General features: G+C 36.7%; 16 protein-coding genes. 3 read left to right on the top strand and 13 right to left on the bottom strand.

Annotated features, from left to right (window positions below):
- Positions 1–96: 96 nt before the first annotated feature.
- On the top strand, positions 97–846 hold the full coding sequence (locus tag Q3V31_RS09635) for a (S)-benzoin forming benzil reductase (protein WP_001271088.1): 750 nt from the start codon (positions 97–99) through the stop codon (positions 844–846).
- Positions 847–881: 35 nt separating this feature from the next.
- On the opposite strand, the gene Q3V31_RS09630 is transcribed toward Q3V31_RS09635, so the two are convergent.
- The 6 genes from Q3V31_RS09630 to Q3V31_RS09605 all read right to left on the bottom strand — a co-directional run bounded on the left by Q3V31_RS09630 (position 882) and on the right by Q3V31_RS09605 (position 7,389).
- Positions 882–1,718, bottom strand: a complete 837-nt coding sequence (locus tag Q3V31_RS09630; RefSeq protein ID WP_139265972.1) for a GNAT family N-acetyltransferase — start codon at positions 1,716–1,718, stop codon at positions 882–884.
- A 60-nt stretch (positions 1,719–1,778) separates the two neighbouring features.
- Entirely contained in the window at positions 1,779–3,287 is a 1,509-nt protein-coding gene (gene argH / locus Q3V31_RS09625; protein ID WP_071735520.1) for an argininosuccinate lyase, read from the bottom strand.
- A 101-nt stretch (positions 3,288–3,388) separates the two neighbouring features.
- Positions 3,389–4,498 carry a serine hydrolase gene (locus tag Q3V31_RS09620; protein ID WP_000751348.1) on the bottom strand — a complete coding sequence of 370 codons (1,110 nt, stop codon included), beginning with the start codon at positions 4,496–4,498 and terminating at the stop codon, positions 3,389–3,391.
- A gap of 117 nt (positions 4,499–4,615) precedes the next feature.
- Positions 4,616–5,548: a nucleoside hydrolase gene (locus Q3V31_RS09615; protein WP_090813947.1), complete on the bottom strand. Its 933-nt coding sequence runs from the start codon at positions 5,546–5,548 to the stop codon at positions 4,616–4,618.
- A gap of 119 nt (positions 5,549–5,667) precedes the next feature.
- Positions 5,668–7,107, bottom strand: a complete 1,440-nt coding sequence (gene panF, locus Q3V31_RS09610; protein ID WP_001104841.1) for a sodium/pantothenate symporter — start codon at positions 7,105–7,107, stop codon at positions 5,668–5,670.
- 3 nt (positions 7,108–7,110) lie between these two features.
- On the bottom strand, positions 7,111–7,389 hold the full coding sequence (locus Q3V31_RS09605; protein ID WP_000656242.1) for a YhdT family protein: 279 nt from the start codon (positions 7,387–7,389) through the stop codon (positions 7,111–7,113).
- A gap of 273 nt (positions 7,390–7,662) precedes the next feature.
- Between Q3V31_RS09605 and dhaS the strand changes: the two genes are divergently transcribed.
- A complete protein-coding gene (gene dhaS, locus Q3V31_RS09600) occupies positions 7,663–9,147 on the top strand; it encodes an aldehyde dehydrogenase DhaS (protein ID WP_090813946.1) in 1,485 nt (494 codons plus the stop codon).
- A gap of 50 nt (positions 9,148–9,197) precedes the next feature.
- On the opposite strand, the gene fabG is transcribed toward dhaS, so the two are convergent.
- On the bottom strand, positions 9,198–9,938 hold the full coding sequence (gene fabG, locus Q3V31_RS09595) for a 3-oxoacyl-ACP reductase FabG (RefSeq protein WP_016130060.1): 741 nt from the start codon (positions 9,936–9,938) through the stop codon (positions 9,198–9,200).
- 285 nt (positions 9,939–10,223) lie between these two features.
- Between fabG and Q3V31_RS09590 the strand changes: the two genes are divergently transcribed.
- Positions 10,224–10,373 (top strand): YfhD family protein, encoded by a 150-nt coding sequence (locus tag Q3V31_RS09590; RefSeq protein ID WP_000792006.1) that lies wholly within the window; start codon positions 10,224–10,226, stop codon positions 10,371–10,373.
- 73 nt (positions 10,374–10,446) lie between these two features.
- Here Q3V31_RS09590 and Q3V31_RS09585 read toward each other — a convergent pair whose 3' ends face one another.
- From Q3V31_RS09585 to Q3V31_RS09560, 6 genes are all read right to left on the bottom strand, one after another.
- Positions 10,447–12,300, bottom strand: coding sequence for a terpene cyclase/mutase family protein (locus tag Q3V31_RS09585; protein WP_090813945.1), 1,854 nt, complete (start codon positions 12,298–12,300; stop codon positions 10,447–10,449).
- Between the two features lie 102 nt (positions 12,301–12,402).
- Entirely contained in the window at positions 12,403–12,828 is a 426-nt protein-coding gene (locus tag Q3V31_RS09580) for a divergent PAP2 family protein (protein ID WP_000447809.1), read from the bottom strand.
- An 80-nt stretch (positions 12,829–12,908) separates the two neighbouring features.
- The gene (gene rarD / locus Q3V31_RS09575) at positions 12,909–13,850 is read right to left on the bottom strand and encodes an EamA family transporter RarD (RefSeq protein ID WP_329764903.1); all 942 of its coding nucleotides are present in this window, start codon (positions 13,848–13,850) and stop codon (positions 12,909–12,911) included.
- A gap of 105 nt (positions 13,851–13,955) precedes the next feature.
- Positions 13,956–14,204, bottom strand: coding sequence for a DUF1294 domain-containing protein (locus Q3V31_RS09570; RefSeq protein WP_090813943.1), 249 nt, complete (start codon positions 14,202–14,204; stop codon positions 13,956–13,958).
- A 118-nt stretch (positions 14,205–14,322) separates the two neighbouring features.
- Complete coding sequence (gene bcaP / locus Q3V31_RS09565) at positions 14,323–15,699, bottom strand: branched-chain amino acid transporter BcaP (protein ID WP_000054726.1); 1,377 nt, start codon at positions 15,697–15,699, stop codon at positions 14,323–14,325.
- Positions 15,700–16,211: 512 nt separating this feature from the next.
- Positions 16,212–16,352 carry a hypothetical protein gene (locus Q3V31_RS09560; protein WP_001116183.1) on the bottom strand — a complete coding sequence of 47 codons (141 nt, stop codon included), beginning with the start codon at positions 16,350–16,352 and terminating at the stop codon, positions 16,212–16,214.
- Positions 16,353–16,359 lie beyond the last annotated feature (7 nt).

Here is a 16,359-nt window from a genome sequence, read left to right as displayed (position 1 = left end):
TAGTAAAAAGTGCTCTATACTATAAAATGTAGACAAACTATGCAACGTACGTTGTCCAACAAAATTCCACATATATGGAGAGGAGTTTATTACACTATGCGCTACGTTATCGTAACAGGAACTTCCCAAGGTTTAGGTGAGGCCATCGCCACGCAATTGTTAGAAGAAAATACAACGGTCATCTCTATTTCTAGAAGAGAAAATAAAGAGCTTACTAAACTCGCAGAACAATATAACAGTAATTGCATTTTCCATTCCTTAGATCTTCAAGATGTACATCATTTAGAAACTAACTTTAACGAAATCATTTCATCCATTAAAGAAGACAATGTATCTTCTATTCATTTAATTAATAATGCGGGTACAGTTGCACCTATGAAGCCGATTGAAAAAGCAGAAAGCGACCAATTCATTACGAACGTTCACATTAATTTACTTGCCCCTATGATCCTTACATCTACGTTCATGAAACATACGAAAGACTGGAAAGTAGATAAACGCGTTATTAACATTTCATCTGGCGCAGGAAAAAATCCTTATTTCGGATGGGGCGCTTATTGTACAACGAAAGCTGGCGTAAATATGTTTACACAATGCGTAGCGACTGAAGAAGAGGAAAAAGAATATCCAGTAAAAATCGTCGCTTTTGCACCTGGTGTTGTGGATACAAATATGCAAGCACAAATTCGCGAAACAAATAAAGAAGACTTCACAAATTTAGACCGCTTCATCACATTAAAAGAAGAAGGAAAGCTATTATCACCTGAATATGTGGCGAAAGCTATTCGTAGCTTACTAGAAACAGAGGACTTCCCGCAGGGTGAGGTAATTCGAATAGATGAATAACAAAAAGGCACGCTATACTAGTGTGCCTTTTCATTCTACTTCTCTAAAAATATAAGTACAGACTCCATAATCTGTTCATAACCGATTTCTTGATAAATTTTATTCGATGTTGGATTTGCCAGGTCAGTATATAATGTCGTTGTTTTGTAACCTTCATCTAACATACGTTGACTAAGTGCAGCTACACAATTTGATGCGTACCCTTTTTTCCGTTCTTCTTTCGGCGTATATACGAAATTAACTGTTATATTATTTGTAGTTGGTCTTGTTTTTGCAGCTACAGAGACTAATTTCCCGCCAACCTCCAGACCAAATAGACGGTTGGTAGTTATTAATGTATGTGCGGTTTGCTTCGCTTCCTCTTTCGTAGTAGGTAGCTTCACGTCTTCGCAAAATTGATATATCCATTTTTCTATTAATGGTAGCTCATCACTATTTATCGTACGAAAGATCTCATCCTTGTTCCACTTCTTCTTTACTCGTTTTAATTCATATACACCTTGCTCCATTCCAACTACAATTTTTTTCTGTTCTAATATCGCAATCTCTTCAGCTAACTTCTGTATGACTTTCTTATTACCAATGAAACCAGGAATATCCGGATATACTTTCGTTAACTTCTTTGCAAGTTCCACAATATCTTCTTCCGCAATTTCAGACGTAGCAACAATCATTTGTTTCTCTACAGTTTGAAGAAATACAACTGCAATTTCTTCTCCTTGTTTCGCTACCGCCATAAATATCGGTTCTTGAACAACTTGTAAAACGCCTAATATTAAATTATTCTCCTGCTCATTCTTTTCTAAAAATGGTGTAACATCTTCTTTAAAACGGAGAACCTCTTCATATACGTGTAATTGAATCATCGACAATCTCTTCCCTCAATTTATATTTTAATTAAGTATTGGCGATTAATTCATTAAATCCTCCTTTTACGATTCAATAATATTTGAAACTAATGTGCTCAAATCATTTTCAGCATGCAACACTCTCTTCTTTTCCTTCTCAAATATCTCTTCTTCTTTTCGAAAAGATTCTTTGCGTTTTTGAATCATACGCTCCATCTCTTTTTTACTCGGACCACCATATACATTTCTTTTTTGAATAAAAGCTTCTGGTGATATAATTTCTTTCCACTCTTCTTCTAATAAATTTACTCTTAACTTTTCTTGCAAGTACATATTTACTTCTTTGAAATGTAATTCATGTAATTCTTTCTTCTGCTGCATAGACATATTCGCAATCGCACTTGCTGCATGGTGTGCATGCCGGAATGGTATTTCATAGTTTTTTGTTAAAACATCTGCGAAATCAGTAATCGTAATCGCGTGTTTATATGAACGGCTTTTTAACGTTTCCGCTTCTACTTTCATCGTTCGAATAACTGCGTTCATAATACAAAAAACACGAATCACCTTTTCGATTCCTTTATATAAATACGGCTGCAAATCATCCTCCGTATCGACAATATCGCCAAATGGTGTATTATGAATCATTTGAAATACAGTAAAGGCTTCCCCTAAAGCACTACTCGTAATAGCGCGGGCATGTTCAATTGAAACAGGATTTCGTTTTTGCGGCATAATACTACTTATTTGCACATATGGCTTCGCTACAGTAATCCCACCATATTCTTTCGTCGCTAATAGTAAAAAATCATGAATCCATCTACTTGTGTTCGTCATAATAACCATTAGCAACGAACTAACTTCTAATAAATAATCTGCCCCAGCGACAGCATCATATGAGTTCTCAATTACATTTGTAAATCCCAGTAGCTGTGCCACTCGTTCTCGCTTAATCGGGAAACTTGTTGTAGAAAGGGCCGCTGCCCCCATTGGAGAGTGATTTACAAGATGATACGCTTTTCTCGTTCGTTCTAAGTCTCTTTGCATCGTATCGTAAATTGCCAAAACATAATGACCAAATGTTGTTGGTTGCGCTGGTTGTGTATGTGTATACGCAGGCATAATTGTTTCCATATGTTCCTCAGCGAGCTCCAGCATACTTTCTTGCAGCAATAAATGATGTTCCATTAACCGTAATACATATTGCCGCAAACTCATGCGATACATCGTTACACCCATATCATTTCTACTCCTACCGATATGCATATTACTGACAAATTCACACTTTGCTTCTTGAGAAAGTAAATGTTCAACTAAGAAAAAAAGATCTTCATGTTGCTCTGTATATAGCAACTGATCCTTTGGAATTGCCCCTACCTTTTTAAGCGCTGTTAGTATAACTTTCGCTTCTTCTCTTTTCATTAACTTTTCTTCTGTTAACATAATAATATGTGCCCTATGCACTTGAAACATATCTTTCAATAAATAATTACGCTGAAAATCAAATACATGCTGTAGTACACAGTCTACATATGTTTTCCCAGGGAAATCAGCGCCTTCATTTTTAATAAACTCTTCTTTACTCTGTTTCATCACCTTTTCCCCTTTCGCCTAAGTATTACTACCCATCATACCCAGGGATGAAAAAAAAGTGCTTGTACGTAAAAATAAACTCGGCGCTCATAGCACCGAGTTTATTTAATAAAAGTCGCATCATACTTATCACTTTGCAATACTTGGAAATGTAAATTTGCTAAATGTTTACGTATTTCAGCACTGTCATCTTCATTTAAATTATTTGCCAAGAAAACAATTTCTGTACAGTTTCCGCGTTTATCCATTGCATAAACTGCTTTAGTTACCGTCCATGGTGTATAACCATTCTTTTGCCCGGCATGCCTGAATGTTTTACGATATTTCTTCGCACTCATATCTGTTTCAACGATATTCGCCCACACTTTTTCTTCCGCTTCTGTAAGACCACCTTGATGATTGGCCTTTTGAAGCAGTACCATATAATCGTTAGCGGAAGCAGCCGGCAATCTATCCGACCAAATTTTATCATATCGTTCCTCTAAATAAAGAGGAATTTCCTTCTGTAATAATGGCCCCTTCTTTTTTAAGCGTTCATGAATAATCATAGCATATTCACGATATTGCTCTTGAGACATTTCTTTTAACTTTTTCTCTATTTTATATTTTGGAACATGTAATTCTTTATGCAAATATCCCGGAATGTATAAAGATGAAACAATCGGAAATAGCGGTTGATGTGCAGGAAGCGCTAAACTTTGTAAATTCCGATTAATATTGTCTAATCCTAATACCTCCATTAAATATTCAGTATTTGCATTAGAACTAAACTTAACCATTCCTTTTGCAACTTCTTCTAAAGAAACCGCTCCTTCAGTTATCTTTTCTTTTTTTTGCAAGTAACTTTGCCATCTATCTTGTGCACCACCATCTGTACTCGGCACATAATAACGATTCACATCATTAATTGAAACGAAACTAGACGGATCGATTTTCCCCTCTGTAACTTGTTTCGTATATTCAAGCGCCACAATTAACTTCATCGTACTAGCAACTGGCAATACAACATCTGGATTTACAGAATACACAACTTTATCATTTCTCTTTACTAGAAGAGCGCTATTTTTTTCATCTTTATGTTCTTCAATAAAGGATGCTATGTACTGCGCATCATCATTATTTGAACTCCACACCTTTTCCACTAAAAAGTTACCCGATATCAGCAAAACAAAAATACCCAAAATCACTGCGCATACTATAGTTTTTTTCAAGTAAAATTCCTCTCCTATTGTGTAACTCTTCTCTATTTATCTCTTAAAAACAAAATAATGGAGATGATTATTTAAATAATCATCTCCATTATTTTAACTTGTATGTTCCTATTATGTCTACGTCATAATTTTCACAAAATCTTCAAGAAACTTTTTATAATGTAATGACCAACCAATTCTCACCCAATTTTTCAATGCTTTCGCATCAGGTTGCGGGCGAAAATCAGCGATACTTTCTCCTTTTGCAACTCCAACCGTATCGACATCCACACGGCGATACACGTAATCTAAAAGAGATGGATTTGCCGCTACCATCATTGTAACAACGTCATGTACTGGACTACCTGTTATTTTGGAATTTAACTTTTTATAAGCTTTATAATAATACGTAAATATCGGTTCGATTAACTTATTAAAACTTGTTTTAGAGTGTTTCGTAATATACTTTACCATCTCCGGCGTAATAATAGCTTCAGATGTAACGTTAAGTGGCACTAATGTCACATTCTTGGCATTTTGCATAACTAATTGTGACGCAATAGGATCACCATGAAAATTCGCCTCCGCGACTGGTGTAACATTACCAGGCATTAAGAAAGCACCGCCCATTATATAATACTCTTTCACATACTTCATCATCGGTTTTTCTAAAATAAATGCTGTCGCTAGTGTCGTTGACCTGCCAGCATCAACAATGATTAATTCTCCTTTATACTTTTCAAGAATATCGAAAAATGCACAAAAGGGTTTTATATTTGGTGAAAAAGCTTTTGGGGGTTTAATAGGTCCTAAGCCATCTGCGCCGTGAATCTCCGGATAATACGTCACAAAATCCCCGGATAAAGGGATTTTCGCACCATTAATAACAGGTATATCTTCCCTTCCTGCCATTTGCAATAAATACGCCGCATTACTCGTTGCCTTTTCTTGTGTTACATTTCCGTATCCCGTTACAACACCAACAATATCAATATCAGGATGCATAATTCCATACATGATGGCTAAAGAGTCATCAATTCCTGGGTCTCCCAAAAATAACACTTTTTTCATCGACCTCAACTCCATCCCCTCAATTGTTATTAATTTATGAATAACCTTACATATACAGAATAAAAAAGAATAAATTCACACAAAAAAACGTAGTCCTCTATAAGGACTACGTTCTTCCTCTAACCTATACTGTTCTTCTTCATAGCACTCATACTTCCAATAATATAAGCGATAAACGCAAAACAAATTGGGAAGACAACTGTATGTATACCGAACGGATTTGGATAGAAAAGATGAATACACATATATGAGCCTACCCCAACTAAAATAGAGGCAAGCGCTCCTGTTGCATTTCCTTTTCTCCAATATAACCCTAATACGATTGGCCAAATAAATGCTGCTTCTAATCCACCGAAAGAAAATAAATTTAACCATATTAAAAAATCTGGTGGTTTAATTGCTGCTGCATAAACGAGCAGCCCTACGATACCAGTAATCCACAAACTTCCTTTTCTAATCGTACTGTCTGCTGCATCTTTATTTATGTAATTTACGTATATGTCTTTAATAATTGATGAACTTACAAGTAACAATAACGAGTTTACTGTAGACATAATCGCTGCCATTGGTGCAGCTAAGAAAACTCCAGCTAACCAAGGTGGCAACACTTCCATCGCGAGTAGCGGCATGACTTTATCCGGTACTGTTATACCCGGAAGTACGACTCGCGCAAATACACCTGTTAAATGCATACCAATCATAATTGTACCTACAACAACCGTTCCAATTATTAACGCTTGGTGCATAGCTTTTGAATTTTTATAAGACATGGCACGCACGCTAATTTGCGGTAAACCAACAACACCAATTCCAATTAAAATCCAAAATGATGTCACATATGATTTCGTTAAACTACCATCCGCTCCGAATGGTGTAATTAAATTTGGATTGATTTGAATAAGCTCCTGCATAATCTTTTCAATTCCACCACCAGCAATGACAGTAGCAATTAAAATGATTGTCGTTCCAACTAACATAATGATTCCTAATAACGTATCTGATAAAGCAACTGCACGAAATCCACCAATTAATACGTATACAAGTACAGAAAAAGTAAATAAAAATAGTGCTGTTGTATAAGATAGACCCGTTAGTGATTCAATTAATCGGCCACCACCGACCCATTGAGCTACTGTTGCTGAAAATAAAAAGATAATAATACATAACGCAGAAAGTATAACAACTGCTTTATTATTGTATCTTCCCTTTAAATAATCGATAAGAGTAATGGCTTCCATCTTCCTAGCGATAATTGCAAACTTTTTACCGATAACCGTTAAAACGATATACCCTGTTACAACTTGAATCGCAGATAATAATACCCATCCGAGGCCCATATTGTACGCAATACCTGGACCACCAATAAAGCTACTAGCACTACCGTACGTAGCAATCATTGTCATCGCTAATAATAAACCGCCAAGTTCACGCCCACCAAGAAAATATTCTTGTAAAAATTTATTATTAGCAGTCGCTTGTACGCGTCTTGAAGCATATACACCAATTAAAAACACAACGATAAATGAAATTATCATTGGAATGATCACATACCAATTCATCTATTATTCCTCACTTTTTTCTTCCTCATCGAGTGAAATATCTTGAAATACAAAACGAACAACTAAACTAAGTAAAATAACCATAACGACAAACCCAACGATACAGCTATAAAAAAACCATGCTGGAAAACCGAATACATATGTATATTCACTTGGATTTTTACTACCAAGCCCATAAGCAAATCCGTACCATATTATAAAATTAATAATAGCAAGTCCAAGACCAATTAACGCTTCTCTATGGGCGATTCGAAAGCGTGGATCATCATGATAATCCTTCATTTTTCTCCCTCCTCTCACGATGTATTATTGTACCATTGTTCTTCTAGTTTTTCCTACTAGAAAGCAAAAACAAGCAGGATTTTTTATAATCATATAGAAGACCCTCTTACATTACATATTTTTTACAATTGTAACACAAATGAAATTTGAATTTTCAGCATTTGTTAATTATGATTTAAATTAGAGGCTTTCCATCTAGTTCCCACATCCTTGATTTCGGAATAAACGCCGTCTCGTACTGCGTTTACATTATACTTTCAAGGGGGTTATACAATGAGTCAACTAGCTGTAAATCTTCATGAAAAGGTAGAAAAGTTTCTTCAAGGTACAAAAAAGTTATATGTGAATGGATCCTTCATTGAAAGCGCTTCCGGTAAAACATTTAAAACACCTAACCCAGCAACCGGCGAAACACTTGCCGTCGTTTCTGAGGCTGGTCGAGAAGATATTCATAAAGCTGTTATTGCAGCTCGCATGGCTTTTGACGAAGGTCCTTGGTCTCGCATGAGCACTGCTGAGCGAAGCCGTCTTATGTACAAGTTAGCTGATTTAATGGAAGAACATAAAGAAGAGCTTGCACAGCTCGAAACATTAGATAACGGAAAGCCAATCCGTGAAACAATGGCAGCAGACATACCACTTGCAATTGAGCATATGCGCTATTATGCTGGCTGGGCTACGAAAATCGTTGGTCAAACAATTCCTGTTTCCGGTAATTACTTTAACTATACACGCCATGAGGCTGTTGGTGTCGTCGGTCAAATTATTCCTTGGAACTTCCCACTTCTTATGGCAATGTGGAAAATGGGAGCAGCGCTTGCTACAGGATGTACAATCGTTTTAAAACCTGCAGAGCAAACGCCACTATCCGCTCTATACTTAGCTGAATTAATTGAAGAAGCTGGATTCCCGAAAGGTGTTATTAATATCGTTCCTGGATTCGGTGAATCAGCTGGACAAGCTCTTGTTAATCATCCACTCGTTGATAAAATTGCATTTACTGGTTCTACTCCAGTCGGTAAACAAATTATGCGACAAGCATCTGAATCATTAAAACGCGTTACACTTGAGTTAGGCGGTAAATCACCAAATATCATCTTGCCAGATGCTGATTTATCTCGCGCGATTCCTGGTGCACTTTCTGGTGTTATGTTTAACCAAGGACAAGTATGCTCTGCTGGATCACGCTTATTTGTTCCGAAGAAAATGTATGATAATGTCATGGCTGATCTCGTCCTCTATTCTAAAAAACTAAATCAAGGTGTCGGTCTTAACCCTGAAACAACAATCGGTCCTCTCGTTTCTGAAGAACAACAAAAACGTGTAATGGGCTACATTGAAAAAGGGATTGAAGAAGGCGCTGAAGTACTTTGCGGAGGAAGCAATCCATTCGATCAAGGCTACTTCGTTTCTCCTACAGTATTCGCTGACGTAAATGACGAAATGACGATCGCAAAAGAAGAAATTTTCGGTCCAGTTATTTCTGCAATACCTTTTAATGATATTGATGAAGTAATTGAACGTGCAAATAAATCACAGTTCGGCTTAGCGGCTGGTGTGTGGACAGAAAATGTTAAAACAGCACACTATGTTGCAAGTAAAGTACGTGCTGGTACTGTATGGGTAAACTGCTATAACGTCTTTGATGCAGCATCTCCATTTGGAGGATTTAAACAATCCGGCCTTGGCCGTGAAATGGGATCTTACGCATTAAATAACTATACAGAAGTGAAGAGCGTTTGGCTCAACTTAAACTAACGAAAAAGAACCTGACCTATCCGGTCAGGTTCTTTTCATTATGTATTCATTTAAACTTGCAATCCCCCGCTTACATTTAACACTTCTCCTGTAATATAGGAAGCGTATTCTGATGCTAAAAAGGCTGCAGCATTTGCAATATCTTCTGGCGTTCCAATTCTACCAACCGGAATCGCACCAACCATCTTTTCTTTTACTTTATCTGGTATCGTTTTTGTCATATCTGTATCCATAAATCCTGGACAAATCGCATTACAAGTAATACCGAAACTCCCAACCTCTTTCGCTGCTGTTTTTGTTAAGCCTACAACACCTGCTTTTGTAGCTGCATAATTTGCTTGTCCTATGTTTCCTTCTCTACTAATTGAAGATATATTAATAATCCGCCCATACCCTTGTTGCCTCATATAAAGAAGTGCTGGCTGCATACAATAAAAAACGCCTGTTAAATTAACTTGTAATACTTGCTCCCAAGCAGACTTCTCCATTTTATGTAACATTGCATCTCTTGTAACCCCAGCGTTATTCACTAAAATATGTAGTGTACCAAATTTTTGAACCGCATATTCAATTAGCGACTTCGCTTCATTTTGATTGCTCACATCACATCGATATAAGCTCACTTCATATCCTTCATCCAATAACTCACGTGTCGTTTTTTGTAGCTTCTCTTCATTTACATCACTAATTAATACTTTAGCCCCTAGTTTTGCAAAAACTCGTGCGATTTCTTTTCCAATCCCCTGCGCAGCACCTGTTACAACTGCTGTTTTTCCATTTAACAAGTCCATCCCTATCCCCCATTTCTATTAGCTATACTGTATATTTCGGCTCTATGCTTTCCAAATCCTCTTTGTATAAAAAAGTCTATTTGTGTCAAACTAACTTTGCAACGTCGCATAAAGTGAAACTTTAATCAGTGGGGAGTTTGTTCATCCCCCACTGATTATTAGCCCTCACCAATCGGGCATTTACGGGCAGTTAATCTCCCACCTAGCTTCTTTGTTCCATCTGAATTTTGAGGTGGGAGTTTTACTACCCGTTATGCGGGATAAAACACAAGGAGATTGTGTCGAATGAAAAACAAAAATGTAAACCGAAACAAATCTGCTGATGGCATTGATGTTGAGTTCTCTCGCGAACTCGCTGACCACAATGACTTAGAAGCAAACGCACGTGCAAATGCCGCTGATGCACGTCAAAAACGCCAGTCATCAGAAAAATAAGGCACTACAACGTTCCTTATTCTTTTCAACAGGGACCTACTACCCGAAAAATAAACCGAGAGCTACTCTCGGTTTATTTTTTATATTTTTTTATATAATGTGCCAAAGCGAGCAACGGATATATATGTCCGTAACTATGATACCGAATATAAAAGCCACCCGGTAACCCTGTACCAGTAGGATATTTTTCATTCATAGTAGGCTGCGCGAGCAAATATGAAATTCCTTTTCGAATAATTGGTGTTTCTTGATCATAGTAAGAAATGAGTGCATCAAGCGCCCACGCTGTTTGTGACGGTGTACTAAAGGGTAACGAAACAAATTTTTTCTCCTCACTACTTTGACATGATTCTCCCCAGCCTCCATCTGTGTGCTGTACATGTTCAAGCCATAAAGCTGCTTTTTTCACCGACGGATGAGTAGAAGGTACTCCTAATGCAAGTAGACCTGTCATCGCTGCCCATGTACCGTATATATAGCATATCCCCCATTTCCCATACCATGATCCATTCAGTTCCTGTACATCCATTAACCATTTGACTGCTTTCTTTTTTTGCTCTTCAGGCAATTCATTCGGTGCGTATGTGCCGAAAAATTCTAACACCCTACCTGTAATATCTGGTGTGGACGGATCAGTTATCATATCACTCGCATTCTCAATCGGTAAATTCGCTAATATACGGCTCGTTACCCCCCGTTCGAAAGCTCCCCAGCCTCCATCATTGTTTTGCAATCCTTTTACCCACTCCACACCTCTTTCCCACGCACTATCTACTCTGCTACTCCCTCTACTTCGCGCTAACGCTCTAAGAGCAGCTGTTGTATCGTCTACATCAGGGATTGTCGTATTCACATCTGAAAATCCCCAGCCGCCAGCCATAATTGATGGTGCATGTATGCTCCAATCCATTCTCTTAGTTTGTTGTCTTTGTAGTAAATATTCCGTTGCCTTTTGAATCATCTTATTTTCTTTCATTACATTAGCTTCTTGCAATGAATAGCTAAGTAAAGCGGTATCCCATACGGTAGAAGGAGAATTTTGCAAATGACTTCCTCTGTCCATCTTCCATATATAAGATTTTAATCCTATCACAGCTTTCTCAATAATTGGAGACTGAATAGAGTGCCCTAATGCAAGCAAAGCATAAATCATATAAAACGTAGCACTCGCGTAACTATATAATGTTCCATTTTCATCTATACGTTCTCCTATAAAGCGCTCCACTTCTTCGTATCCTTTATGATGTAAAGAAAGTGGATAAGCTATTACCTTTTTCACATCACCTACAAACGATTGAAACAACGGAGACCGCTCCTCCCGAAACCATTGTCCACCTTCGCCTGCAATATGATTTAAATTTGGCAATAACTTTTTTTCTACACGGAATCTCTTATTCATACAAATCATCATCGGAATTAAATGTATACGGGCTGAGCTACTTAACTCAAATATACTGAGCGGGGAGTCATCTTGTAAAAATAAGATTGGCGTTGGAAAGTGAAAAAGCGTAGGAAATTCATATTCTCCATGAATCGCTAATAAAAATTTCGTCATAAAATGAGCACGAGAAACTCCCCCGTGTTCCTTAATAAACATTTCAGCTCGCCTCATATTCATATCTTCCTTCGAATATTTTTCCGAAGCAAGTAAAGCAGCATATGCTTGAATCGTCGCGGATAAATTCCCTCCATTTTCATCTTCGTATAATTTCCAAGTCCCTTCATTTGTTTGAAGAGACGCTAACCTTTTCACGAACGGCTCTATTTCGTCATTTCGTCCTAATAATTTGAGTAAAAAAATCATGTGACAATCCGTTAGCAATGCTCCTTCAAAACAAAATTGCCATGTTCCGTCTCGCCTTTGCATCGTTTGAAGTGCAGTCGTTCTCCGCTCTATCTCCTCACGCACTTTGTCGTATAGTAGCACATTGCTCACCCACCCTTTCTAAGTCCGTATACGATATTCGAAAACTTAGCTAAATATGTATGAAAACAAAGAAAAGCAGAACGTGTATTACACACATTCTGCTTACAAACAATACCCAACCCCGACAACAATTCCTAACAGTGCACCAACAACAACTTGATACGGTGTATGTCCAACGAGCTCATTTAACTTTTTATATTCTGTTTGTCTACCATGGAAAAAATCGTTCAATATTTTCGCTTGCTTACTTACCGCAAGCCTTACTCCTGAAGCATCGTACATAACAATAATGGCAAAAATAGCGGCAACCGCAAATATTGGACTCTCCACACCTTCCACCACTCCGACACCTGTAGCAAGTGCAGTAACAGTAGAAGCATGCGAACTTGGCATTCCACCTGAAGCGAAAAACTTAGCAAAATCGAACTCGCCTGTTTTTATTAATTTAAAAACAACTTTCGTTAACTGTGCTAAAAACCAAGAAATTATAGCTGCTATAAGTGGGTCATTATGTAAAATTGTTTCCATGTTTTTCAGCTCCTCACTGACTATAATGGAATTTCTATATAATATAAGTATAAAGAAAAATGCGTAGAAAATACTACGCATTATGATACTTTTGCTGATTTATTTTTAATAAATTTCGGTTGTTTCTGTAATAGAAACTTTGTTTTCGCCATTGAAAAGACAAATAAAGCAACCCATATACAGAAAAACGCAATCATATGAGTAGATGTGAAATGTTCACCAAAAACGAACACACCTAAAATTAAGCTAATAGTCGGTGCGATGTATTGTAAAAATCCTATCATATAGAGCGGAATAAGTTGTGCTCCTTTAGCAAAATAAAAGAGTGGTAATGCTGTAACAATACCCGCACCTATTAAAAGAAACGTTGATATTGCCGAAATAGAACCGAACGAACCGAAACCATGCACTCCTGTCATAAACAAATATATAAGTGCAAATGGCGTCACTAACATCGTTTCCATCGTAAGCCCGATTGTTGCGTCGTAATTTAATAATTTTTTCGTTAATCCATATAATCCAAATGAAAAAGCAAGTGAAAGAGAAACCCATGGAATTGATCCGAAACGTACCGTTAAAATAACAACACCTAATCCAGCTAAACCAACCGCAACATATTGCCAAAAATTAAGCTTCTCTTTTAAAACAACTGTACCAAGTAAAATACTTATAAGTGGATTAATATAATACCCAAGACTCGCTTCGATTACATGGTTATGATTTACTGCCCATATGTATACAAACCAGTTTCCACTAATAAGTACTGAAGCAATTGTTAATGACATTAATAATTTAGGTCGTTTAAAAAGGGCCACTAACTCCCCACCAAACTGACGAAATCTCTTTGTTATTCCTAAAACTAACAACATAAAAACAAATGCCCAAACGATGCGATGCGCTAATATTTCATCTGCCGGTACTTCCTCCACCCATTTCCAATAAATCGTAAGGACTCCCCACATCGTATACGCACCCGCCGCATATATAATCCCCTGCTTTTGTTGTGCTGCTTGACTCCCCATCTTCCCTGTTCTCCTCTTCTCTTTTTTTCTTCATTATAAGGTCTCACATGCTTACTTTACCAATATTCAATCTGCATTTCTTTCGACATTCCTCTTACAAATCCCTTATATGTATAAAAACACTCCTACTGTTATAATAACGAGCACTGGAATGCCGAAGACAAATTTACTTTTATGTGTCTTATGATGAAACGTATACATACCAATCCAAGCTCCAACCGCTCCTCCAGCTGCAGCTGATAAAAATAACGTATTTTCTGGCGTTCTCCACTGCTTTTTCTTTGCTTTTCGCTTATCAAGCCCCATCATACTAAATGCTATGACGTTGATAATAATAAAATAAATCCATTTCATCTCTTTCTCTCCCTTAAAAAATTCGCTTTATGTTAACACGAAAATAAGGTGGGTACAAATAAAAATGGCTATAGGTAAAAAATAAATCTTTTTAACCTACAACCATCATTATAATACCTTATACTCTATTTCTAATCTTACTATGTTTTTTCGCGTATATAAAATAGATAAAAATACCTACAATAACCCAAATTGCAAAACTGATTAAAGTAGTTTTAGAAAGATTTAATGCTAAATATAAACAACTTACTATCGCAAGTATAGGTAAGAATGGAACTAACGGAGCTCGGAACGGTCTTTCCAAATTAGGATGTGTCTTCCTTAATACAATTACAGCAATAGACACAAATATAAACGCTGTTATCGTTCCCACATTCACTAAATTCGCCAACAAATTCAAGTCCAATAAACCTGCTAATACAGCCGCAAGAATACCCGTAATCCATGTATTAAAAAATGGTGTTTGATAACGTTTATGAACACTCGAAAATCTTTTTGGTAACAAGCCATCTCGGCTCATCGAGTATGATACTCGAACAAATGCAAACATAGCAACTAACAGAACTGTTGTTAAACCAGCTATCGCTCCAACTGATAATAGACCAGCAATTCTATCCTCTCCTACAATACGCAGTGCATACGCAACTGGATCAGCTACATTCAGATCCGTAAATGGAACCATTCCAGTTAACACAAATGAAACACCAACATAAAGAATTGTACAAATGCATAAAGAGACCAGTAATCCGATTGGAACGTTACGTTGTGGGCGTTTCACTTCCTCTGCTGCTGTTGCAACTGCATCGAAACCTAAAAAGGCAAAAAATACAGTAGCAGCTCCTCCAATAACACCATGGTATCCAAAAGGAAGAAACGGCTGCCAATTCTCTGGCTTTACATATTTCGCTCCTACAATAATAAATACTAAAATAACAGCCAGTTTAATAATAACCATTATATTATTTATACGTGCGCTTTCTTTCACACCACGACTTAGTAAAAATGTAACAACTAAAATAATAATAACCGCTGGCAAGTCAATAATTCCGCCATTCCCCATCCCTGGTGCAGAAGCAATGATTGCTGGAATATGAATATTAAACCCTAGTAGCAATGATTGAAAATAGGCTGACCATCCCGCCGCCACCGCAGAAGTAGCTAATAAGTACTCTAACATGACACACCAGCCAACTATAAAAGCAAAAATCTCACCTAATGTCATATACGTATACGAATACACACTTCCTGAGACCGGGACTGTAGATGCAAATTCAGCATAACAAAAGGCTACACAAGCACATACAATTGCAGCTAACATAAAAGATAATACAATTGCTGGACCAGCATGTTTCGCCGCTACAATACCTGTTAATACGAAAATGCCTGTACCAATAATCGCTCCAATTCCTAAAAGCGTTAAATCAATTGCTCCTAAAGTTTGCTTTAACACTTTTTTCTTTTCTTCATTCATTGCTTTCTTTATTAATAAGCTCATTCGTAGAAACCTCTTTTTCAAAATTATCCCTTACTCATTACAATCTTTATTACTGTTGCTATTACACATTAATAATATTCATGATTTACTTCCACTCCCTATATAAACTCCACACATTACACGATTTAAAAACAGAAAAATCAATCTTCTAAAAATACGCTTGTTAACATGCATATTTTTAGAAGATTGATTGAATTTATCACACGATTAATTATATTGTCAACAATATAATTAATTCACCTGCATTGAATAATTATAAAAAAAATAGTATTCCGAAATATACGATACCAATCGAAAATATTGTTAATTCCCATTTCAATACATTTCGTATTATTTCAAAATTAATTTTTATACATACAACTTAATGCGAATTCCACATACAACTACAATTAAATGAGACACTTCATTATATCGAAATAGTCATTCGACCTTATGAATTAATCAACTTTCCACACATTACACACGGCATTTTGACTTAAAAAATAAAAAAAACGCAGATTTTCATCTGCGCTTTATTCTTCTGCTTCAATTTCTGTACTATTATTATCGATATGTTCCTTTTGGACTTCTTCTTGCAACTCCGCTGAAATCATTCCATAATAAATTTCTGGATATAATCCAAATATTTGATATACACTCCCTAAAAACGGCATCGGAATC

Origin of the sequence: Bacillus nitratireducens, from assembly GCF_036320425.1 — a bacterium.
Taxonomy (GTDB): domain Bacteria; phylum Bacillota; class Bacilli; order Bacillales; family Bacillaceae_G; genus Bacillus_A; species Bacillus_A nitratireducens.
This window is presented reverse-complemented; position numbering and strand designations above follow the sequence as displayed.